The sequence below is a fragment of the Ferrimonas balearica genome, assembly GCF_019802085.1.
In the GTDB taxonomy this organism is placed as follows: domain Bacteria; phylum Pseudomonadota; class Gammaproteobacteria; order Enterobacterales; family Shewanellaceae; genus Ferrimonas; species Ferrimonas balearica_B.
On the sequence record NZ_JAHVHV010000001.1, the window covers coordinates 1529177 to 1550328 of the forward strand.

At 63.4% G+C, this 21152-nt stretch carries 18 protein-coding genes and 3 tRNA genes; 12 read left to right on the forward strand and 9 right to left on the reverse strand.

Translation table 11 applies throughout. The annotated features are described in order from the left end of the window. Positions 1-226: 226 nt before the first annotated feature. Entirely contained in the window at positions 227-2503 is a 2277-nt protein-coding gene (locus tag KUV81_RS07115; protein WP_222543138.1) for an acyl-CoA dehydrogenase, read from the reverse strand. Next, a complete protein-coding gene (locus tag KUV81_RS07120) occupies positions 2500-3165 on the reverse strand; it encodes a TetR/AcrR family transcriptional regulator (protein WP_222543139.1) in 666 nt (221 codons plus the stop codon). Before KUV81_RS07120 ends, KUV81_RS07115 begins: the two co-directional genes overlap by 4 nt. Before the next feature lie 342 nt (positions 3166-3507). On the opposite strand from KUV81_RS07120, the gene KUV81_RS07125 reads away from it, so the two are divergent. Next, positions 3508-5328, forward strand: coding sequence for a M2 family metallopeptidase (locus KUV81_RS07125; RefSeq protein ID WP_261389213.1), 1821 nt, complete (start codon positions 3508-3510; stop codon positions 5326-5328). Between the two features lie 56 nt (positions 5329-5384). On the opposite strand, the gene KUV81_RS07130 is transcribed toward KUV81_RS07125, so the two are convergent. Next, positions 5385-7439, reverse strand: a complete 2055-nt coding sequence (locus KUV81_RS07130; protein ID WP_222543140.1) for a S9 family peptidase — start codon at positions 7437-7439, stop codon at positions 5385-5387. A 229-nt stretch (positions 7440-7668) separates the two neighbouring features. On the opposite strand from KUV81_RS07130, the gene KUV81_RS07135 reads away from it, so the two are divergent. The 3 genes from KUV81_RS07135 to KUV81_RS07145 all read left to right on the forward strand — a co-directional run bounded on the left by KUV81_RS07135 (position 7669) and on the right by KUV81_RS07145 (position 12415). Continuing rightward, complete coding sequence (locus KUV81_RS07135) at positions 7669-8952, forward strand: hypothetical protein (RefSeq protein ID WP_222543141.1); 1284 nt, start codon at positions 7669-7671, stop codon at positions 8950-8952. Positions 8953-9111: 159 nt separating this feature from the next. Further along, positions 9112-10545: a 30S ribosomal protein S12 methylthiotransferase RimO gene (gene rimO / locus KUV81_RS07140; RefSeq protein WP_222543142.1), complete on the forward strand. Its 1434-nt coding sequence runs from the start codon at positions 9112-9114 to the stop codon at positions 10543-10545. A 268-nt stretch (positions 10546-10813) separates the two neighbouring features. Continuing rightward, positions 10814-12415 carry an AbgT family transporter gene (locus KUV81_RS07145; RefSeq protein ID WP_315900048.1) on the forward strand — a complete coding sequence of 534 codons (1602 nt, stop codon included), beginning with the start codon at positions 10814-10816 and terminating at the stop codon, positions 12413-12415. 56 nt (positions 12416-12471) lie between these two features. Here the strand turns inward: KUV81_RS07145 and smrA are convergent, their stop codons facing one another. Continuing rightward, entirely contained in the window at positions 12472-13050 is a 579-nt protein-coding gene (gene smrA / locus KUV81_RS07150; protein WP_222543143.1) for a DNA endonuclease SmrA, read from the reverse strand. A gap of 151 nt (positions 13051-13201) precedes the next feature. On the opposite strand from smrA, the gene KUV81_RS07155 reads away from it, so the two are divergent. Together KUV81_RS07155 and KUV81_RS07160 are read left to right on the forward strand one after the other, a co-directional pair. Next, positions 13202-13768 (forward strand): YybH family protein, encoded by a 567-nt coding sequence (locus KUV81_RS07155; protein ID WP_222543144.1) that lies wholly within the window; start codon positions 13202-13204, stop codon positions 13766-13768. A 6-nt stretch (positions 13769-13774) separates the two neighbouring features. Beyond that, positions 13775-14245, forward strand: a complete 471-nt coding sequence (locus KUV81_RS07160; RefSeq protein WP_222543145.1) for a YchJ family protein — start codon at positions 13775-13777, stop codon at positions 14243-14245. On the opposite strand, the gene KUV81_RS07165 is transcribed toward KUV81_RS07160, so the two are convergent. From KUV81_RS07165 to KUV81_RS07175, 3 genes are all read right to left on the reverse strand, one after another. Then, a complete protein-coding gene (locus KUV81_RS07165) occupies positions 14246-16405 on the reverse strand; it encodes a putative bifunctional diguanylate cyclase/phosphodiesterase (RefSeq protein WP_222543146.1) in 2160 nt (719 codons plus the stop codon). Between the two features lie 84 nt (positions 16406-16489). Then, the gene (locus KUV81_RS07170; RefSeq protein WP_222543147.1) at positions 16490-16771 is read right to left on the reverse strand and encodes a DUF406 family protein; all 282 of its coding nucleotides are present in this window, start codon (positions 16769-16771) and stop codon (positions 16490-16492) included. Positions 16772-16896: 125 nt separating this feature from the next. Further along, positions 16897-17394: a VC2046/SO_2500 family protein gene (locus tag KUV81_RS07175; protein ID WP_222543148.1), complete on the reverse strand. Its 498-nt coding sequence runs from the start codon at positions 17392-17394 to the stop codon at positions 16897-16899. A gap of 124 nt (positions 17395-17518) precedes the next feature. On the opposite strand from KUV81_RS07175, the gene KUV81_RS07180 reads away from it, so the two are divergent. The 3 genes from KUV81_RS07180 to KUV81_RS07190 all read left to right on the forward strand — a co-directional run bounded on the left by KUV81_RS07180 (position 17519) and on the right by KUV81_RS07190 (position 17850). Beyond that, a tRNA-Tyr gene (locus KUV81_RS07180) sits at positions 17519-17603 on the forward strand. A gap of 52 nt (positions 17604-17655) precedes the next feature. After that, positions 17656-17740: transfer RNA gene (locus KUV81_RS07185), tRNA-Tyr, on the forward strand. A 25-nt stretch (positions 17741-17765) separates the two neighbouring features. Continuing rightward, positions 17766-17850 (forward strand) — tRNA-Tyr (locus KUV81_RS07190). 251 nt (positions 17851-18101) lie between these two features. On the opposite strand, the gene KUV81_RS07195 is transcribed toward KUV81_RS07190, so the two are convergent. Next, positions 18102-18329 carry a DUF3820 family protein gene (locus tag KUV81_RS07195; protein ID WP_222543149.1) on the reverse strand — a complete coding sequence of 76 codons (228 nt, stop codon included), beginning with the start codon at positions 18327-18329 and terminating at the stop codon, positions 18102-18104. A 46-nt stretch (positions 18330-18375) separates the two neighbouring features. Here KUV81_RS07195 and KUV81_RS07200 point away from each other — a divergent pair, with 46 nt between their 5' ends. The 3 genes from KUV81_RS07200 to rrtA are packed head-to-tail and all read left to right on the forward strand — an operon-like array spanning position 18376 to position 20718. After that, positions 18376-19440, forward strand: coding sequence for a PLP-dependent cysteine synthase family protein (locus KUV81_RS07200; RefSeq protein ID WP_222543150.1), 1065 nt, complete (start codon positions 18376-18378; stop codon positions 19438-19440). Further along, positions 19437-20138, forward strand: coding sequence for a 7-cyano-7-deazaguanine synthase QueC (gene queC, locus KUV81_RS07205; RefSeq protein WP_222543151.1), 702 nt, complete (start codon positions 19437-19439; stop codon positions 20136-20138). Before KUV81_RS07200 ends, queC begins: the two co-directional genes overlap by 4 nt. After that, a complete protein-coding gene (gene rrtA, locus KUV81_RS07210) occupies positions 20125-20718 on the forward strand; it encodes a rhombosortase (protein ID WP_222543152.1) in 594 nt (197 codons plus the stop codon). Before queC ends, rrtA begins: the two co-directional genes overlap by 14 nt. Here the strand turns inward: rrtA and KUV81_RS07215 are convergent. Beyond that, on the reverse strand, positions 20700-21098 hold the full coding sequence (locus KUV81_RS07215) for a hypothetical protein (RefSeq protein WP_222543153.1): 399 nt from the start codon (positions 21096-21098) through the stop codon (positions 20700-20702). The two genes, rrtA and KUV81_RS07215, sit on opposite strands and share 19 nt — an antisense overlap. Between the last annotated feature and the right edge of the window lie 54 nt (positions 21099-21152).

The following is a 21152-nucleotide window of genomic DNA, read 5'->3' on the forward strand; positions in this document are numbered from 1 at the left end:
GCAGCGTACATACGTTATATGTCATTGACTTATGTACAAAATGCACGCTTTTCAGCCTCTGGCAATTTACCCCGATTCACTCCAGTGAGACCCAGGTTGGGTTTTCCAGGTTATCGGGGTTTTACACCACCCCCGGCCCGTATCATTCCCGTCGCCTGAGGCCACCCTGCGTCCACAAAACGACAACACCGCCATTACGGCGGTGTTGTTAAAGCCACATTCGAAATCAGAGTGTGGCGAACTCATCCACGTCGATGGCCTGACGGCACAGGGTGTGCGCGGTCAGGACCTGCTCGCCGGCCTCGGCGTCCAGCACTGACTGCGCCACCGCCTCGGCCACCAGGGCTTCGTTGATGGGACCGCGGGCAAGCGCACCACTGCGCTGGGCCGCCTTGATGGCCTTGAACGCCGGGGCCGCCTGGCGCTGAGCCAGGAAGGCCGCTTCCAGTTCGGTGATGCCGTCATCCAGATCACCGTCCACCGGGCAGAGGTGGGTCAGTCGATTACGCAGGCAACCGGGCACCATGATCGCCTGGGCCACCGCCTGCTTGCGGGCATCGTCCGGCCCCTTGAAATGGTTGCCCAGGGGAAACAGCAGCGCCCGGCACAACCAGGCCATGGGCCGGTTGGGGAAGTTGCGGATCACCCCTTCCAGGGCCTTGGCCGCCTCCTGACAGGCCTGCTCCACGGCGCAGTGCACAAAGGGCAGATCCGCCTGCTGGCGACCGTCCATCTCGTAGTTGCGCAGCACCGCGGAGGCCAGGTAGAGCTGACTGAGCACATCCCCCAGACGAGCGGAGATCATCTCCCGACGCTTAAGGCTGCCACCGAGCACCATCATGGCGATGTCGGTCATGATCGCCAGATTGGCGCTGAGACGACCCAGGTGCTGGTAGTGTCGCCCGGTGGGGCCGGCCACCGGCTTCTCGGCAAAGCGGGAGCCGGTCAGCGCATGGCCGAAGGAGACCACGGCGTTACGTACCGAGTAGAGGATGTGGGAGATCAGCAGGCTGTCGAAGCGCTTGAGCCCGGCCTCGCTGTCGGGGTTGGCCACCGCCTCCATCTCCGCCAGCACGTAGGGGTGACAACGGGTGGCGCCCTGACCGAAGATCATCAGGTTGCGGGTCAGGATGTTGGCCCCCTCCACGGTGATGGAGACCGGGGAGGCGATGTAGTTGTGACCCAGGTAGTTCTTGGGCCCCAGTTGGATCCCCTTACCGGCGTGGACGTCCATGGCGTCGTTGATGACGCTGCGCCCCAGCTCGGTCATGTGGTACTTGGCGATGGCGGTGATCACCGAGGGTTTCTGGTTGGTGTCAATGGCGGTCAGGGTCAGTTTGCGCGCCGACTCCAGGGTGTAGGTGTTGGCGGCGATCCGGGCCAGGGCTTCCTGAACCCCCTCAAACTCACCGATCTGCACCCCGAACTGCTGACGCACACCGCAGTAGGCGCTGGTGGTTCGGGTGGCCAGGTGGCCGGTGGCGGTGGCCAGGGCCGGCAGGGAGATCCCCCGACCGGCAGACAGGCACTCCACCAGCATGCGCCAGCCCTTGCCGGCGTAGTCCGGGCCGCCAATGATCCAATCGATGGGAATAAAGACCTCTTCGCCCCGGGTGGTGCCGTTCATAAAGGCCATGCCCAGAGGGTTGTGGCGGTTGCCCAGCTCCACTCCGGGATGGGCGGCGGGAATGAGGGCGCAGGTGATGCCGATGTCCACTTGATCGCCCAGCAGGCCATCGGGGTCGCGCAGCTTAAACGCCAGCCCCAGCACCGTGGCCACCGGGGCCAGGGTGATGTAGCGCTTATCCCAGGTCAGGCGGATCCCCAGCACCTCCTCGCCGTTGTGCTCCCCCTTGCAAACGATGCCGGTATCGGGGATGGCCCCGGCGTCGGAGCCGGCGGTGGGGGCGGTCAGGGCAAAACAGGGCACTTCGGAGCCGTCCGCCAGCCCCGGCAACCACTGTTGCTTCTGGGCATCGGTACCGTAGTGGGCCAGCAGTTCACCGGGCCCCAGGGAGTTGGGCACCATCACGGTAACCGCGGCGCTCATGGAGCGTGAGGCGATGCGAGAAACGATGTTGGACGCCGCGTAGGCGGAGAAGGCCAGGCCACCGTACTCCTTGGGAATGATAAAGGAGAAGAACTTCTCCTTTTTGATGTACTCCCACACCGCCGGCGGCAGGTCTTTCTGATCCTGCACCACCTGGTAGTCGTCCAGCATGGCCAGCAGCGTCGCCACCTGGTTGTCCAAAAACGCCTGCTCCTCGTCGGTCAGCGTATTGGTGGGGTAACTGTGCAGTTGGTTCCAGTCCGGCGCACCGCGGAACAGCTCGCCATCCCACCAGACGTTGCCCGCTTCCATCGCTTCCCGCTCCGTTTGGGACAGCGGCGGCAGCACCCGTTTGAAAAAGGCGAAGGCCGGACGGGAGATCAACTGTCGTCGAATGTCCGTGACACCAAAGATCACCAACAGGGCAATGAGGATCAAAAACAGCAGTGTCATGAGACTTCCTCTATCAGACTCGATTGAATATTGGGGGCCGGGGCCGCCACACCGGCGGCCATATAGGGGATGATGCGGCGGATCACCGTTTCGATGTTGTTGTTCTGATCGAAGTCCGCCCGGGCAATGTCAGAGAGGGCGTCGAAGGAGCTCATGGTGAACACCACGGTGCCCAGGGTAAAGTGCAGACGCCAGAACACCTCCACCTGGGGCAGGTGCGGTGCCGCCTTGTGCACCAGGCTGGAAACCCGACTGAGCACGTCACCGTAATGGGTGGTGACAAACCAACGCAGGTGCCCCTGGCTCTCGATGTAGCCCCGTCCCAGCAGCTGCAGGAAGATGGCGGTGCCCTGGCTGCGCAGCTCGTCCAGATCCAGCATCGGCTGCACCATGGCATCGAAGATCTCGTGCAGGGCGATCTCCGGCTGTTTCTCCAGCTCGATAAAGGCTTCATTGACCGCCGGCATAAAGCGATCGAGGTAGCGCGCCAACACCGCCTGGATCAGCTCCTTCTTAGAGCCAAAGTGGTAATTGACCGACGCCAGATTCACCTCGGCCTTGCCGGTGATCAGGCGCAGCGAGGTTTCCGAGAATCCGCGTTCGGCGAACAGGCGTTCCGCCGCATCCAGGATCCGATGCTTGGTGGTTTGTCGATTGGCCATGTCCCTACCCAAAGTTTCAAACACCCGTTTAAAGTAAACGGGACACAACCGTTTGTCAAAACTCTCGTCACATCAACAATGGAGTCTTTTTTCAACAACATAGAGGGCTCACGACGGAATTTCGGAAAATATACAATCACCAGCGGAACTTTGGTCTAAACCTACTAACAGAGACTGTAAATCTGATTTCGTCAGACACTCTCTCCCTGGACCCGGTGGAGCCCAATCTGTCACTTTCCACTGGGTCTTTTTTTGTCTGAAATTCCACCTTCTCACTCCCCCTGCCTTTGGTTAGACTGGCGCAGCATTTTTATTACATTCTTACAACACAAGGATGCTGTGATGACCCCAATGCCAAAATGGGCCCTGAGTGCCCTGGCTGTGGCGCTGCTGAGCGCCTGTCAATCCGACGCCCCTGCCTCTGAGGCTGACCAAAAAACCGACCCCCGCACCTTTATCGCCGAAGCGGAAGCGGACATGGCGCAGATCAGCGAGACCGCCGGCCGGGCCCAATGGATCTACGCCAACTTCATCACCGAAGACACCGCAGCTCTGGCCAGCGAAGCCGGCCGCATCTACACCGAGAAAGCGGTGCACTACGCCTCCCAGGCGGCCACCCTGGACGCCAGCGGACTCAGTGCCGAGGAGCAGCGCAAACTGGACATCCTCAAACGCAACCTGACCCTGCCCGCCCCGGCCGATCCGGCCAAGAGCCAACGCCTGGCGGAGCTGGGTACCGAACTGGGTGGTCTCTATGGCAAGGGCCGGTTCTGTCTCGAGCCGGACAACTGCCTGAGCCAGCCTCAGCTCTCCTCCATCATGGCCAGCAGCCGGGATCCCGAAGAGCTTGAGCGGGTGTGGGCGGGCTGGCGCGAGATCGCCAAGCCGATGCGGCCACTGTTCTCCGAGCAGGTTCAGCTGGCCAACCAGGGCGCCCAGGCCCTGGGCTACGCCAATGTGGGCGAGCTGTGGCGCAGCAAGTACGACATGCCCGCCGCCGACTTCCCCAAGCAGCTGGACGGGCTGTGGGACGAGGTCAAACCCCTGTACGAAGCCCTGCACTGCTACGTCCGGGGCGAGCTGGGTGAGCAGTATGGTGCCGAGGTGGTGCCCCAGGACCAGCCCATCCCCGCCCATCTGCTGGGCAACATGTGGGCCCAGCAGTGGGGCGAGATCTACGAGCTGGTGGCGCCGGCGGACCTGCCCGGTCCCGGTTATGACCTGACCGCCCTGCTGGCGGAACACGGCTACGACGAGATCAAGATGGTGGAGCAGGCGGAAACCTTCTTCACCTCCATGGGCTTTGCCCCGCTGCCGGACACCTTCTGGACCCGCTCGCTGTTTGTCGAGCCCCAGGATCGGGACGTGGTGTGCCACGCCTCCGCCTGGGACCTGGACAACCGGGAGGACATCCGCATCAAGATGTGCATCCGCAAGAACGGTGAGGACTTTCGGGTGATCCACCACGAGCTGGGCCACAACATCTACCAGCGGGCCTACATGGATCAGCCCTTCCTGTTTAAGGACAGCGCCAACGACGGCTTCCACGAAGCGATCGGTGACGTCATCTCCCTCTCCATCACCCCCAACTACCTGAAGGAGATCGGCCTTATCGACGACGTGCCGCCGGCGGAGAGTGACATCGGCCTGCTGCTGCGCCAGGCCCTGGACAAGGTGGCTTTCCTGCCCTTTGGCCTGATGATCGACCAGTGGCGCTGGCAGGTGTTCTCCGGTGAGATCACCGAGGCCAACTACAACGCCGCCTGGTGGGAACTGCGCCAGCAGTACCAGGGGATCCAGGCGCCGGTGGCCCGCAGCGAAGCGGATTTTGACCCGGGCGCCAAGTACCACGTGCCCGCCAGCGTGCCCTACACCCGCTACTTCCTTGCCCACATCCTGCAGTTCCAGTTCTACCAGGCGCTGTGTGAAGAAGCGGGTTACCAGGGCCCGATCCACCGCTGCTCCCTGTACGGCAGCGAAGAAGCGGGCGCCAAGCTCAACACCATGCTGGAGATGGGGCTGAGCCAACCCTGGCCCCAGGCCCTGGCGGCGGTGACCGGCTCTGAGCAGATGAGCGGCCAGGCCCTGCTCAACTACTTTGCTCCGCTGCACCAGTGGCTGGATACCCAGAACCAGGCCGCCGGTCGCCAATGCGGCTGGTGATCCGCAGTCACAGAAAAAGGGACGCCGAGGCGCCCCTTTTTTATGTTCGCTAACCGCTAAGGCTCGGTCACCAGCTTCGGTCGGCCGTCACCGGCCAGGTCCAACCCCGGGACGTACTCGCCCCCATGGGGGATCTGGATGCTGGAGCCGGCAAAGTCCTGCCCCACCGGCTGGGCCCGACCACCGGCACACTCGGCCAGGAAGGCCTCCGCCACCGCATAGAAGGCGATGTTGTTCTCCGGCTTGGCAAAGCCATGGCCCTCATCAGGGAACAGTACATAGGTTACCGGGATCCCCTTGCGCTTCATCGCCTCGACAATCTGATCCGACTCCGCCTGTTTCACCCGGGGATCATTGGCCCCCTGGGCGATCAGCAGCGGGCGGGCGATGTTGTCGACGTAATTGATGGGGGAGCGCTCCGCCAGCAGGGTCCGCCCCGCCTCGGTCTCGGGATCGCCGATGGCGTTGGCAAAGACCCGGCGAAAGCTTTCCCAGTATGGGGGGATGGAGTCCAGCAGGGTTTGCAGGTTGGAGGGCCCGACGATGTCCACCCCACAGCTGAAGGCCTCCGGGGTCATGGTGATCCCCGCCAGGGTGGCGTAGCCGCCGTAACTGCCGCCCATGATGGCCACCTGCTCCTCGGTGGTGATCCCCTGAGCCACCGCCCAGGCCTTGGCGTCCAGCAGGTCCTGGTGCATCGCCCTGCCCCACTCCTTATTGCCGGCATTGATGAACCCCTTACCAAAACCGGTGGAGGCGCGGAAGTTCACCTGGAGCACCCCGTAGCCCCGGTTGGCCAGCCACTGCACCGTGGGGGCGTACCCGAAGGTGTCGCGGCCCCAGGGACCGCCATGGACCAGCAGCACCAGGGGCACCGGAGCGTCCGCCTGGCCGTCGCCATTGGCGTCCGCTTCCCGGGGCAGGGTCAGGTAAGAGATGAGCTCCAGGCCATCCCGGGCGGTGATGGTGACCCCGTGCATCTTGGCCAGGGGCAGACCGGACAGGGCCGGCTGGGTGACGAACAGCTCCGTCAGGGTTCCGGCGCTCCGGTCGTACATCTTATAGATGGGGGAGGCGTCACTCTGGTCGGTGTACACCGTCCAGTAACGGGCATCCTGAGTGATGGCGAGCACCTGGGCACCGCCGCTCAACTGAGCGTTGAGGTTGCGAATGTCCGTCTCGTAGCCCGGTTCGATGGCGGTCCAGACCGGGCGATGACGCTCCTCGGCGTAGGCGAAGGGTTTGTGGCTCTGGGGGTCGATCAACACCCCGGAGACGTCCACCCCGTCGGCGCTGGCCAGCTCCGTCAGCGCGCCATCAGAGAGCCGGTAGTGCATCAGCGCCGCGGTGTCCCGGCCCCGGCTGTCCAGCAGGTAGACGCCGGCGTTATCGGCATCGAACCCCAGGATCGAGGTGGTCAGCATGTCCTCGGTGGGTATGGTGAATCGCTCCACCCAGGTCTCATCCTGCCACTGGAGCACCGTCTGCCCGCCATCCTGGGCCGAGCTCAGGGCCAGTCGCACCTTAAGGTCGTGGTCCACCAGGATGCTGGCCAGGCCGGTGTTCTCCGCCAGCAGAGTACGCGCCCCGCTGTCCAGGTCCACCAGGTAGAGATCGTGCCAGCGGGGATCCCGGTCGTTCATCCCCACCACCACTTTGCCCGGGTGGCGACGGCTTTGGGCCACCATCTGGGCCTGTACGCCAGGATAGGGGGAGAGATCCAGCACCTCTCCACTGTCCAGGGCCACCCGGTACAGGTGCCAGTTTTCATCGCCGTTCTGGTCCTGGATGTAGAGCACGTTTTGGCCATCCAGCGCCCAGAAATGGGCCGGGATCCCGCGCCCCCGATCCTGGGTGATGGGCTTTGCCTGATCAAAGTCGCCCAGGGGGCCGACCCAAAGGTTCATCACCCCCTCCACCGGCGCACGGAAACTCATGCGTTGACCATCGGGGCTGATCCGCCCCTGGAAGCGGTCCGGGTTGCCAAAGAGCACACTGCGCTCGATAAGCGGTGGGGGAGTGACGGTCTGGGTCTGCTCAGGTGCCGGGGCGCTGCCACAGCCGACCAGGGCCAGGGCCAAGCCCAACGAAAGTAACGCTCTGACGCTCATGGTGTCGTTCCTTGATTCAGAAGGGGCACCGCACAAGCCCGGTAAACCAGAGGGGTTCTGGTCGTGGAAAAGCTCACTAAACATAGTTAACTTTCAATATCTTGCATAAGAATGTCTCGGTCATTGTTGGACCCTTGCCTCAGGTTGACGAAAAACATCCCCAGGCCCATTGGTTCGCCCTGGCGCTTTGGTTAAGATGCCAAGCGCCTGAAGTTGATAAGGAATGGTCATGTCGGCATTGAGTTACACCTACCTGGGCACCGCGGACGATGCGGTTCACCGTTACCCCTGGGAGATCGAGATCGATCTGGAGCAGCTCAACCGCATGCTGGTCCGCAAGGTGCTGCTGGGGGAGCGGGTGCTGATCAACGACGGTTACCTGCTGAATCTCCCCGCCGCCCGCAAGGCGCTGATGTTTCCCCAGCTCTCACCCTTAAGGGCCCTGATTGAGAGCAACTTCGTGCGGATCCTCTCCCGCAACCAGGACCTGATTGCCCTGCCCGAGCAAATGGCCCAACAGGGGGTCGCCTCCTTCCAGGCGCTGGTCAACTCCTCACAATGGCCGACGTTGCGCGACACCCTGCGGCCCTGGCAGGCGGGGCTTCAGGCCAACGGCAACTTCGTCAACTGGCCCAAGAAGCACATCAGCCACGGCTTCGATCTCATGATGCAGCGCACCTTCGAGCAAAGCCCGGGGGACCTGGGCCTCAGCGAGGTGTCCGAGTCGACCTGGCAGCGCACCGTGGAGGGGTATCAAGAGCGCAACCTGCACGACCGGGAGGCCACCCGCACCCGCTGGGAGCAGGCCGCCACCGAGGCGGTCAAACAAAGCGACCAGGACTCGGGGGCCCTGCTGCAGTTGATGGGGCTGGCCAACAGCGCCTACCACTACAACTTTGGTGTGTGCCTGGGGGATTACGATGCCCTGCAAAACGCCCGCATCCTGGTGGAGACCAAGTACAGCCCGGCCTTCGCCACCATGACTCAGCTGGACGCCGCGCCCACCCTTTCCCACACCAGTGTGCCCGCTCTGACCATCCCCAAGAACCTGCCCCTGGATGCCGCCGCCCTGTGGAAGGTGCTGGCGGATCCCTTCAGTGACATCTCGACGGCGCGCCAGGACTACACCCTGGCGATGGAGGGCTTTATGGCCGGCCAGGTCGACAAGGCCACCCTGGATGCCCAGGCCACCGCCTACTCCCGGGCGCTGTCCGCCCACTTTGGCCAGGCCAAGGAAGCCAAGCCCCTGGCGCAGAAGGTAATAGGCCTAGGTTTCCTCGGGGTGGGCAGCCTTGGCGGTCCGGTGACCGGGGCACTGTTGTGGATGGCAGAGAACCTGCTGCTGCCCACGGTGATGCGCCGCTTCCACATCAAGGACAAGGGCTTTTTCGACACCCAGGGGGATCCGGTGGCGGCCCTTGGGGATCTCAGCGGCAAACCGCTGATCACCTCCGTGGCCCTGGAGGGCCAGCTCAGCCGCCAGTTGGCGTCGCAGATCCCCAGTTTCAGCTGACATCCTCCGGTTATGGGGCCCTAGGGCCCCATAACGCCATACCCCTCAACCACTTGCCCTATGGCTGGTGGTTTTTTGTTCAGCCGGCACTGTAACTGCAGTCGCCTTCAGTTATAATCCCGCCCTCTTTATCACCCGCCAGGAGTTTCGCGGACGCCTATGACCGTCAACACTTTCGATCCCAACGCCCACGCCGCCGTGGCCGAACAGCCCAGCACCACCCACGCCACCAAGGTGGCGCCCGAGATGGGCAGTGGGGCCAAAGGCGACGGCACCCGCATCGGCTTTATCAGCCTGGGCTGCCCCAAGAACCTGGTGGACTCCGAACGGATCCTGACCCAGCTTCGCATCGAAGGTTACGACATCGTCAACACCTACGAGGGTGCCGACCTGGTGATCGTCAACACCTGCGGTTTTATCGATTCCGCAGTGCAGGAGTCCCTGGACACCATCGGTGAGGCGCTCAAGGAGAACGGCAAGGTGCTGGTGACCGGCTGCCTGGGGGCGAAAGAGGACGAGATTAAGCAGATCCACCCCAAGGTGCTGGGGATCACCGGGCCCCACGCCTACGAGATGGTGCTGGAGCAGGTGCACGCTCACCTGCCCAAACCCCAGCATGACCCCATGACCAGCCTGATCCCGGATCACGGCGTCAAGCTGACCCCTCGTCACTACGCCTACCTGAAGATCTCCGAAGGCTGCAACCACAAGTGCACCTTCTGCATCATCCCCTCCATGCGGGGCCAGCTGGACAGCCGTCCCATCGGCAACGTGCTGGATGAGGCCAAGCGCCTGCAGGCCGCCGGGGTGAAAGAGCTGCTGGTGATCAGCCAAGACACCGGCGCCTACGGGGTCGACGTCAAGCACCGCACCGGCTTCTGGAACGGCATGCCGGTGAAGACCGCCCTGCTGCAACTGGCACAGCAGTTGGCTGAGTTTGGGATCTGGGTGCGACTGCACTACGTCTACCCCTACCCCAGCGTGGCGGATCTCATGCCACTGATGGCCGAGGGCAAAATCCTGCCCTACCTGGACATCCCCTTCCAGCACGCCAGCCCCCGGGTGCTGAAGCTGATGAAGCGCCCCGGCAACGCCGAGCGTACCCTGGAGCAGATCCACAGCTGGCGCGAGCAGTGCCCGGATCTGGTGATCCGCTCCACCTTTATCGTCGGCTTCCCCGGCGAAACCGAAGACGATTTCCAGCTGCTGCTGGACTGGCTGGCCGAGGCCCGGCTGGATCGGGTGGGCTGCTTTAAGTACAGCCCGGTGGAGGGCGCCAAGGCCAACGACATCGCCGAGCCGGTGCCGGAAGAGATCAAAGAGGCCCGTTACCAGCGCTTTATGGCCCTGCAGGCCCAGATCAGCCGGGAGAAGCTGGCGGACCGGGTCGGCCAGGAGATGCTGGTGATGGTGGATGAGATCGGTGAAGACGGCGCCATCGGCCGCAGCTACGCCGATGCCCCGGAGATCGACGGTCGGGTGATCATCGGCGGTGAGTACGATCTCAACCCCGGTGACATGGTCTGGGTCAGCATCGAGTTTGCCGACGACCACGACTTGTTCGGTACCCTGGTGGAGGACGACGAGGCCTGATCCCGCCCCCTCCCCCCAAAAGGACCGCTTCGGCGGTCCTTTTTTGTGCGCCCATTTTTCCGCCCAAACCGAATCCAACTCACACCCCAGAGCGCTTTGTTTTCCATTTTTGCTCTGCGATGTTGCTTTTTTGGTGGCCGAATGTCGTTTTGCGGTTAATTTCCCCTCCTTGGGGTTGTTCTTTGCTGAGCCCCCCCTCTAGAATCCCTGCCCACTACAAAAAAGAAAAATGGCGTTCGCGCCGGCACAAGCAACCAGGAAGGAAACTATGAGTTCAAACTCCATCCAGCAGCCCAAAACGGCCCAGGACATGGAGCAAAGTGGCGCCTTTCGCCGTTTTCTCGACGTCGTAGAGCGGCTGGGTAACCTGCTTCCTCACCCCATCACCCTGTTCGCCATCTTCTGTGTTGGCATCGTCCTCATCAGTGGCATCGCCGGCTACTTCGGCCTGTCGGTGACCGATCCCCGTCCTGAGGGCGCGCCGGGCCGCGCCGCTGACGGCATGATCACCGTGGTCAGTCTGCTCAGTGCCGAAGGTCTGCAGAAGATCGTGGCCAACATGGTGACCAACTTCACCGGCTTTGCCCCCCTGGGCACCGTGCTGGTGGCCCTGCTGGGGGTTGGCATCGCCGAACGTGCCGGCCTGATCTCCGCTGCCCTGCGCGGCCTGGTGATGGGCGCCCACCCCCGCCTGGTGACCTTCATCGTGGTGTTTGCGGGCATCGTCTCCAACACCGCCTCGGAACTGGGCTACGTGGTGTTGATCCCGCTGGCGGCCATGGTGTTCCACTCTCTGGGACGCCACCCCCTGGCCGGTTTGGCCGCTGCCTTCGCCGGTGTCTCCGGTGGTTACAGCGCCAACCTGCTGCTGGGCACCGTAGACCCGCTGCTCTCCGGCATCACCCAGACCGCCGCCAACATCATTGACCCCACCTACACCGTCGGTCCGGAAGCCAACTGGTTCTTCATGATCGTCAGCACCTTCGTGGTGGCGGGGCTGGCCATGTGGGTCACCGAGAAAATTGTTGAGCCCAAGCTTGGCAAATACGACGTGAGCGAAGCCGCAGAAGACCTGTCCCACGACAAGATGGAAGGCCTGACCGCCAAGGAGAAGAAGGGCCTTAAGGCCTCCGGTCTGACCCTGCTGGTGCTCTCCGGCCTGCTGGCGCTGACCGTGGTGCCCGAGTGGGGCCCGCTGCGCCACCCGGAAACCGGCCTGGTGGCTGGCTCCCCCTTCCTCAAGGGGATCGTGGCCTTCATCTTCGTGTTCTTCGCCATCCCCGGCATGGTGTACGGCCGCATCGTCGGCACCATCAAGAACGACCGCGACGTCATCGACGCCATGGCCCATTCCATGAGCACCATGGGCATGTACATCGTGCTGGTGTTCTTCGCCTCCCAGTTCGTTGCCTACTTCAGCTGGACCAACCTGGGGGCCATCACCGCGGTCACCGGCGCCGACCTGCTCAACAGCATCGGTCTGAGCGGTCCGCTGCTGTTCATCTGCTTCATCATGGTCTGCGCCTTCATCAACCTGATGGTGGGCTCCGCCTCCGCACAATGGGCCGTTACCGCACCCATCTTCGTGCCCATGCTGATGCTGGTGGGCTACGCGCCGGAAACCATCCAGGCGGCTTACCGCATCGGTGACTCCGTGACCAACATCATCACCCCGATGATGAGCTACTTCGGCCTGATCCTGGCGGTCGCGGCGCGCTACAAGAAGAACCTGGGGATTGGCACCCTGGTCTCCACCATGCTGCCCTACTCCCTGGTGCTGTTCATCGGCTGGACCACCCTGTTCGTGGTCTACGTGTTCGTACTGGGTCTGCCGGTGGGTCCGGGCTCCCCGACCTACTACACGCCCTGATAGGCACACCACAAAAAAACGCGCTCTTCGGAGCGCGTTTTTTTTGTGTCTGAACGTCAACGTTTCTGGTGTCGCTCGCGGTTTTCCGCCTTCAGGTTGGGGCTTTTTCGCAACAGGATGTATACCGCTCCGGTGCCGCCGTGCTGTTTCAGCGCACTGTGGTAGGCCAGCACCTCCGGGCAGTTGGGCAACCAGGCGGCGACATAGCTTTTGAGTACCCCACGAAAGGGTTTGGAGTTGAGCCCCTTGCCGTGCAGCACCAGGGCGCTGCGGATGTCGTTCTCCAGGCAGTCGCGGATAAACTGCAGCAGCGCCCGACGGGCTTCAGCCACGGTGTGACCGTGCAGGTCCAGCCGTGCGTCCACGGCGTATTTGCCCAGCCTCAAGTTCTTGTAGACGCCATGCTGCATCCCGCCTCGGGTCCAGCCAATCACGTCGTCCGGGTCCACCGGCTCTACCGCCTCCAGGGTCAAACCGTCTTTCTGCGGTACGGTCTCGGCCTCGGCCGCCGCCCGGCGGGCCAACTGGGCTTCGGTAACCGGCGCCGGCCCGCCCTGTGCCACCACTTCCGTGGCTTTAAGCGGCACCACGTCGGACATCGCCTCGGCAAACAGACTGGTGTCTTCCGATTTCATAATGCGTTCACTCGAATGAAGATCCATGGCGCCAGTATACCGCCTGACGAGCCGCACCGACCACGAGCTCACAAAATGTAAAACTTTGCGCCTTTACAAATTCCGCCGAGAACGCACAATTGTGTCGTGTTTGTTAAGTTTTGGGTTCACTTTGAAGTCTTTCATTCATGCTCTGGTCTGGCTGTGCTGCCTGGCGGTAGGTCCCGCTCTGGCCAGCACCGATAAGGTCAACCAGGAGATCAACAGCCTCTACGACACCTTCGTCCAGTCCTACTTTGAACTGGACCCCGAGCCATTGATGGCCCTGTACAGTGTCGACGCCTGCCTGATGGGCGTCTCCGCGGACACCGAGTTCATCCGCGGTCGGGAGGCGATCATCAAGGCGATCGGCAAGTGGTTTGAAAAGGTCAAAAGCCGGGACGCCACCATCAAGATCGATTTTCGCGTCATCGAGCGCCAGCTCGAGGGCCAGGTGGTGACCGACGCCGGCTATTACCTGATCCGCTACACCCCCAATCAGGAGAGCGAACAGCCCGCCAGCGAGTTTGCCGGCAAGTTCATCATGAGCTTCAAACAGAGCCTGGACGGCGAGTGGCACATCTTTGTCGACTCGGCCAACCGCTCCAAGCCGGAACTGTTCTACGCCGCCGGCGCCGAGCCGGGGCTGTACTTTTCCAGCCCGACCGAGATAATGGCCGCCGAAACCCACCAGAAATAACCGGTCATGACCCAGTGTCCCTGTGGCAGCCAGGCGGATTACGCCCTGTGCTGCCAACCCCTGCACCTACAGCAACACCGTGCCGCCACCCCGGAGCAGCTGATGCGCTCCCGCTACAGCGCGTTCGTCAAGGGCGAAGCCCATTACCTGCTGATGACTCACCACCCGGATCACCGCGGCGACCTGACCGAAGCGGAGCTGGCGGAGTCCTGCCGTCAAACTCAGTGGCAGCGGCTGGAGATTCTGGACGCCCCGCAAGCACAGGGGGATGAGGGGGAGGTCGCCTTTCGCGCCTGGTTTCGCGACGGCCAGGCCCTGCGCCCCTTCGAAGAGCGCTCGCGCTTTGTTCGGGTCGAGGGTCAGTGGCTTTACTGTGACGGTCAGTTTGCCCCGGCCGGTGCTCGCAGCAAACCGCAGCGTAACGCCCCCTGCCCCTGCGGCAGTGGCAAAAAGTTCAAACGCTGTTGCGGGGCCTAATCAGCGCGGCTCGACGCTGACCGGCAGGAAACGATCTTCAAATTCATGGCGGGAGAGGGCTTCGCTATAGAGGAAGCCCTGAACCTGGTCACAGCCGTGACGCTTGAGAAACTCGCGCTGGAAGGGGTTCTCCACCCCCTCCGCCGTCACCACCAGATCCAGTGCCTGGCCCATGGCGATGATGGCCGGCACGATCTCCCGGCTCTCCCGTGACTGTTCCAGATCCGCCACGAAGGAGCGGTCGATCTTCAGCTTGCCCACCGGCAGCCGTTGCAGGTAACGCATCGAGCTGTAGCCGGTGCCGAAATCGTCGATGGCCAGGACGATCCCCAGCTCCCCCAATTGAGTGCACAACCGGGATACCGCCTGGATGTCCTCCATCAGGGTGGTTTCGGTGATCTCCAGCACCAGGGTGCCCGGGGTCAGGCGATAGCGGTTCAGCTGGGCCCAGCAGATCTCGTACAGCTCCCCCCCCAGTAACTGCTTCACCGAAACGTTGACGTGCATCTCCAGGGCCGGCCAGCGGCGCTGCCACAGGTGGAGTTGGTAGAGGGCCGTCTCCAGCACCCAGCGGCCGATGGGCTCGATGGCCCCGGAGGACTCGGCAATCTCGATAAAGCGGGCCGGCGCCATCCGCCCCTTTTGCGGGTGCTGCCAGCGCAGCAGCGCTTCGGCCCCCCGCACCTGGCCGCTGTCCAGGTCCACCAGGGGCTGGTAGTGCAGCTCAAACTCCTTGCGGGCCAGGGCGTGGCGTAGGTCCTGTTCGATCTGCACCGTCTCGCAGAAGCGCTCGCGCAAGGTGGCGTCAAACAGTTGCACCCGGCCGCTCTGCTTGGCCTTGGCCATCGCCAGGTCCAGGGCGGTCATCGCCTCCAGGGCCTGGCCCAGGGTGGCCTGGCAGACCGCCGCGACACTGAGGCGAAGGGGAAATTGACGGGTGCCCATGGCCACCGGCTGAGACAGGCGCGCCACCAGGGTATTGGCCACCGCTTCGAGCCCCATGGCCGGAGGGGTGTCGAAGCGCACCACGAACTCATCGGCACCGATCCGGGCCACCAGGGTCGCCCCCAGGCGCTCGGCACAGTGGCCCAGGCGGCGGGCCAGCTCGGTGAGCAGCCGATCCCCCATGTCGTGGCCGTGCAGATCGTTAAACGCCTTGAAGCCATCGAGATCCACCAGCAATAGCGCCGCCGGGGTGGACTCCGCCAGCCCCCGCTGCAGATAGGCCCGGTTGTACAGCCCGGTCAAACTGCAGCGCCAGGCCAGCTGCTCCAGCTCCGACTGGTAGGCGCGCTCGGCGGTAACATCATCCGAGTAGAGCACCAGGTAGGGGCGGCCGTCCTCGGTGACCATGCGGTTGACCCGAAAGTCGATCCAGCGCATCCGCCCCAGGGGGTCCACCACCTGGGACTCACCCCGGGCAAAGCCGGTGTCGATCACCGTCTCCAGCGCCCGCTCTGCCACCTTGGGATTTTGGCGAAACAGCATCAGGGACTGCACCGGTTGGCCCAGCAGGTCGTCGGCCCGACAGCCGGCCAGGCGCAGATAGGCCTGGTTGACGTAGCTGACCGTCAGACTGGCCTCGTCGATGATCGCCATCCGCTGGCTGGCCTGCTCCATCGCCTGGCGGAACAGACCAATTTGCCCCGCCTGTCGGCTCTGACGACGGGTGGCCAAAGCCAGGGCCAGTTGGTCCGCCAGCTGACCCACCCAGTGGGCGTCCTCGTCACTCCAGTTTCGGGGGCGCAGCGATTCGACGCAGATCACCCCCTCGAGATGACCGTTAATGCGGATCCCGGCATCCAGCATGGCGTGGATCCCGTTGGGCACCAGGTAGGGGGCGTTAAACGCCTTGGTGGCCGGGTGCAAGCGCGCGGCATCGGCGCGCAAAAAGCGGTGTTGAAGCAGGTGGTCGAAGTAGTCGGGAAAGGTGTGGGTATGCAGAGGGGCATCAAGGATGCCGCTCCCCTCGGACTGGTGCCGGCAGACCGGGGTCAGTTGACGCTGATCTTCGGACAGCAGCCATACCGAGGCGGTCTCCACCCCCAGGTGCTCACACACCAGTTGGGCGGCCACCTGGGCCGTGTGGTCAAAATCCCCGGACTGTTTTTCCGGCAGCTGGATCAGCTGTTCGATTGCGTCGGCGCGTCCCTGCTTCATCGCAACTGTGATAGGGGCAAAAAGAAAGGGACACAGTAGCCTGTGCCCCTATCCAGTGCAACGCCTGATTAACATAAACCGGGTTCAGTTCAGTTGCATCTCGAAGATCAGCCGCTCGGCCGCGCAGGAAAACACCAGTTTGGCCATCAGAGTCTGGGTGTCGGCCTGCCACTGAGCATCGCTTTGCACGGTCTCAAACCGGCCCTTGGCCTGGCTTTCCAGCTCGGCAAAACGGGCCCGGGCCTGCGGCTCGCTCTCGGCCTGGATCGGCAGCACTAAGACGTTATCGTCCTCGGCAATGACCGCGCCCACGTCCATAAAGGACCCGCAGCACTCGGTGATCAAATCTTGAGTCTTGGACTCCATAACAACCTCAACGTCGAAGGGGAAGATCCCCCAAGTATAGGGGCGGGAGGGGGCTCAGCCTGTCGGCTGGATCACAGAAGTGGGGGTTGGGGGGCCTCCCCCGTTGACCGTCGGGCGGCTTTGGTTCAGGCCACCGCTTGCAGCGCCTGGCTCTGAAGCCGCTGCTCGGCAATAAGATCCGACAACGCCACCGTCGGCCGCAGGCGCCGCCGGGCCAGTGCCGTGTCCTTCTCGGGACGGGCGACCGGCTCGGCGTTGGCGATGGCCAGCGCCAGGCCATGGGGGTGGGCACCGCGGTTGTCCAGCGGCTCTGGCTGCAGGCAGTGCTGCAGACGGCTTTGCAGCAAACCGCCCTGGTGGAAGGCGGCAGCGCAGGCGGCGGCCCGACCGCTGTCCCGGTATTCGCCACTTAAGGGGGCGGCCTCGGGCAGGTCGAAGCGGCGGCGCAGGGGCAGTGGTTGCTGGTCTTCGTCCTTGAGCAGCTCGAAGCTGCCGTGGTAGCGGACGTCCTGCACCATCATCGACAGCAACAGGCCAAAGTCGCCCCGACGGTCCTGATGGACCGCCTGGTTCAGGGCGTTGCCCAGTTGCCACTCGTTGACCAATATGCCTTCAGGGCGCATAGAAAACATCCAAAAATCATCGCTACAGTCTGTTTATCGCCCCAACAGTCCAAAACTTTAGGGGAATTTTGATCTTGGGGGTTTACAGACGGATTCGGGCTGTTACTATACGCCCCGCACTTGTGGAGGGGTTCCCGAGTGGCCAAAGGGATCAGACTGTAAATCTGACGGCTCCGCCTTCGTAGGTTCGAATCCTACCCCCTCCACCACATTTGCGCTGCCAAACTGGCCTCGGCAGCAACACAAAAAGCGTTACCCCGTGGAGGGGTTCCCGAGTGGCCAAAGGGATCAGACTGTAAATCTGACGGCTCCGCCTTCGTAGGTTCGAATCCTACCCCCTCCACCATCTTCTACAATTTGCGTTACCCCGTGGAGGGGTTCCCGAGTGGCCAAAGGGATCAGACTGTAAATCTGACGGCTCCGCCTTCGTAGGTTCGAATCCTACCCCCTCCACCACCTTCCGATAAAAAGCCGCCCCCAGGGCGGCTTTTTTCGTTATCGCCATTCAAACACCGCATTGCCACACCGGCCGTTTTTCCGGGTTTCGCCGCTGTAACAAGCGCGGTGGCCTTCCCCATTCGCACTTCAGGGCCAGGACGGCGTCCCCATTGAACTGAGGCCGAAGCAGGATGTGCGCCATTGACGACCTTGCCATGGGCAAAACCGGGCCCATTTTCTGCTTGGCGGCCTGACGCAATACCGCTATATCAGTGCGGCTCTGGGGCGTCCCGACGCAGGGGCTTGAGCAGATAGCCCAAACCGTTGTGCTTGATCTCCAGCACCAGGGCCAGCTTGGGGCCCAAAGGCGGGGCCGGCCAGCCCCGCTCCTGCATCCAGATGAGGTAGGCGATGGGCAGTTCCATCAAGCGCCGTCCGGCGTATTTCCCGAACGGCATGGTGTCATTGGCAAGCTGGCTTAACAGCTGAGGGTCCATTGCGATACCATGCGGCAAACGTAAACCAGCATTATACGGAATTTTCATGTCCCGCAACTGGGTTAACTGGGCCATGGCCCAGATCGAGGCCGACTTTCAGCGCAGCGCCGACACGCACCTGATCAAACTGGATCTGCCGCAACTGGCGAACATCGACATCTACCTCAAAGATGAGAGCACCCACCCCACCGGCAGCCTCAAGCACCGGTTGGCCCGCTCGCTGTTCCTCTACGGGCTGTGTAACGGCTGGATCCACGAAGGCACTCCCATCATCGAGTCCTCCTCCGGCTCCACCGCCATCTCCGAGGCCTACTTTGCCCGTCTGCTGGGACTGCCCTTTATCGCGGTGATCCCCCGCTCCACCGCCCAGAAGAAGATCGATCAGATCGAGTTCTACGGCGGTCGCTGCCATCTGGTGGATCCCGCGGCGATCTACACCGAATCCGCTCGCCTGGCCGAGGAGCTGGGAGGGCACTACATGGACCAGTTTACCTACGCCGAGCGCGCCACCGACTGGCGAGGCAACAACAACATCGCCGACGCCATCTTCCGCCAGATGCAGCACGAGCGTTTCCCGGTGCCCAGCCACATCGTGATGAGCCCGGGCACCGGCGGCACCTCCGCCACCATCGGCCGCTACCTGCGCTACCAGAAGGTGGAGACCCGGCTGTGCGTGGTCGACCCGGACAACTCGGTGTTCTTCGATTACTTCCACAGCGGCGATCCCAACCTCACCAGCGAGGCCTGCTCCCGCATCGAGGGGATCGGTCGCCCCCGGGTGGAGCCCTCCTTCATCCCCGGCGTGGTGGACGAGATGCGCCGCATTCCCGATGCGGCCTCCATCGCTACTGTGCTCTGGCTCGAAGGGCTGATTGGCCGCAAAACCGGCGCCAGCACCGGCACCAACCTCTACGGTGCCCTGCAGCTGGCCCATGAGATGCAGGCCCGGGGGGAATCCGGCTCCATCGTTACCCTGCTGTGCGACTCCGGGGAACGTTACCTGGACAGCTACTACGATCCCGCCTGGGTGGCAGACAAGATTGGTGACATCCAACCCTACCTGGCCCAGCTGGAGGCCTTCTCCACCAACGGCCAACTGGAGGCCTTATGAGCGACAAACGGGTGGCCGTGGTGGTGTTTTCCGGTGGCCAGGACTCCACCACCTGTCTGGTGCAGGCCCTGGACCAGTACGACGAAGTGCACGCCATCACCTTCGACTACGGCCAGCGCCACGCCGAGGAGATCGAGGTGGCCCGCGCCCTCGCCGAGCGCCTGGGGGTAGCCGCCCACAAGGTGATGGATGTGGGGCTGCTCGGGGAGCTGGCCATCAGCGCCCTGACCCGGGACAACATCGCCGTGGCCAACGAGCTGATGGACAATGGCCTGCCCAACACCTTCGTCCCCGGCCGCAACATCCTGTTTCTCACCCTGGCGGGGATCTACGCCTACCAGGTGGGGGCCCAGACGGTGATCACCGGGGTGTGCGAAACCGACTACTCCGGCTACCCGGACTGCCGCAACGACTTCGTTCAGGCGCTGGAGAAAGCCCTGGTGCTCGGGATGGACCGCCCCCTGACCCTCTCCACCCCGCTGATGTGGCTCGATAAGGCCCAGACCTGGGCACTGGCGGATCACTACCAGGCGCTTGAACTGGTGCGGGATCACACCCTGACCTGTTACAACGGCGTCATCGGCAGCGGCTGTGGCACCTGCCCCGCCTGTCAGCTAAGGGCCCGCGGCCTGGCGCAGTACCTGGACAACCGCGACGCCATCCTGGAGGACGTCCGTGGGCAGTGTGGCCTCGACTAAGGCTTTTGGCCTGCCCAAACCCCAGCAGTGGGCCTGGCCGGCCCTGCTGTCGGCCCTGGCGCTGGCCCTGTGGGCCCTGCCCGGGCTCTATGAGACGCTGATCTGGTCCCGGCCCCATCTGGACCAGGGCCAGTGGTGGCGGCTGCTGAGCGGCCACCTGCTGCACTCCAACACCGCCCACCTTTTGATGAACCTGGGGGGGCTGTGGCTGATCTTTGCCCTGCACCAGCCCCACTACCGCTTCGCCCCCATGGCGCTGGTCAGCCTCGCCATGATGGCGATGATCGGTCTGGGGCTTTACTGGTGGGTGCCGGAGACGGTGCGCTACGTGGGGCTCAGCGCCCTGCTCCATGGGCTCTTTACCTGGGGTGCGCTGGCGGACATCCGCCGCGGCTGGCGCAGCGGGTATGCCCTGCTTGTGGGGGTGTTGGCCAAGGTGGGATGGGAGCTGAGCCAGGGCGGCAGCGCCGACGTGGCGGCGCTCATCGACGCCCGGGTGGCCGTGGAGTCCCACGCCCTCGGGGTGGCGAGTGCCCTGCTCTGCTTCGCCCTGGTCCGGCTTTACCAGCGCTCCTGGTAGCTGCCGCTGCCCTCGCCGGTCAAAAAGCTCTCCGCCATCAGCTTCATCGCCTGGTCCTGATCGCCCTCCAGCGCCGCCCGGTACTGCTGATCCGCCAGCACCTGCTGGTGGATGGCACCGGCGGCGGTGGGGAAATCCTCAATCAGGACGTTGATGTCCACCGGCGCGGCGGCGCTGCCGGTGGGGGCCGGGGTGTTGCTGCTGCGGTAGTAGGCCAGTCCGGTGCCCAGCACTTCACTCTGTTGATGCACCTGGGCCCGCAGTGCCCCCTGTTTGCGGGGGTTCACGTCGCCCTGCTGGGGCATGGGGATCAGCGCATAGGCCACCAGCAGCGCCACCAGCAGTGCACCGAACCACACCAATTTTCGGGTCTGAGTCATAACCGCCTCCTTCCCTAAGGGATGACATCGGGTTATCCCCTCAAGTATGGCTCA

Coding starts and splice junctions, on each gene's coding strand:
- KUV81_RS07125 (WP_261389213.1), top strand. CDS start 3,508: ATGACCCCAATGCCAAAATGGGCCCTGAGTGCCCTGGCTGTGGCGCTG.
- rimO (WP_222543142.1), top strand. CDS start 9,112: ATGACCGTCAACACTTTCGATCCCAACGCCCACGCCGCCGTGGCCGAA.
- queC (WP_222543151.1), top strand. CDS start 19,437: ATGAGCGACAAACGGGTGGCCGTGGTGGTGTTTTCCGGTGGCCAGGAC.
- KUV81_RS07200 (WP_222543150.1), top strand. CDS start 18,376: ATGTCCCGCAACTGGGTTAACTGGGCCATGGCCCAGATCGAGGCCGAC.
- smrA (WP_222543143.1), bottom strand. CDS start 13,050: ATGAAATCGGAAGACACCAGTCTGTTTGCCGAGGCGATGTCCGACGTG.
- KUV81_RS07215 (WP_222543153.1), bottom strand. CDS start 21,098: ATGACTCAGACCCGAAAATTGGTGTGGTTCGGTGCACTGCTGGTGGCG.
- KUV81_RS07145 (WP_315900048.1), top strand. CDS start 10,814: ATGAGTTCAAACTCCATCCAGCAGCCCAAAACGGCCCAGGACATGGAG.
- KUV81_RS07175 (WP_222543148.1), bottom strand. CDS start 17,394: ATGCGCCCTGAAGGCATATTGGTCAACGAGTGGCAACTGGGCAACGCC.
- KUV81_RS07135 (WP_222543141.1), top strand. CDS start 7,669: ATGTCGGCATTGAGTTACACCTACCTGGGCACCGCGGACGATGCGGTT.
- KUV81_RS07195 (WP_222543149.1), bottom strand. CDS start 18,329: ATGGACCCTCAGCTGTTAAGCCAGCTTGCCAATGACACCATGCCGTTC.
- KUV81_RS07170 (WP_222543147.1), bottom strand. CDS start 16,771: ATGGAGTCCAAGACTCAAGATTTGATCACCGAGTGCTGCGGGTCCTTT.
- KUV81_RS07130 (WP_222543140.1), bottom strand. CDS start 7,439: ATGAGCGTCAGAGCGTTACTTTCGTTGGGCTTGGCCCTGGCCCTGGTC.
- KUV81_RS07165 (WP_222543146.1), bottom strand. CDS start 16,405: ATGAAGCAGGGACGCGCCGACGCAATCGAACAGCTGATCCAGCTGCCG.
- KUV81_RS07160 (WP_222543145.1), top strand. CDS start 13,775: ATGACCCAGTGTCCCTGTGGCAGCCAGGCGGATTACGCCCTGTGCTGC.
- KUV81_RS07115 (WP_222543138.1), bottom strand. CDS start 2,503: ATGACACTGCTGTTTTTGATCCTCATTGCCCTGTTGGTGATCTTTGGT.
- KUV81_RS07120 (WP_222543139.1), bottom strand. CDS start 3,165: ATGGCCAATCGACAAACCACCAAGCATCGGATCCTGGATGCGGCGGAA.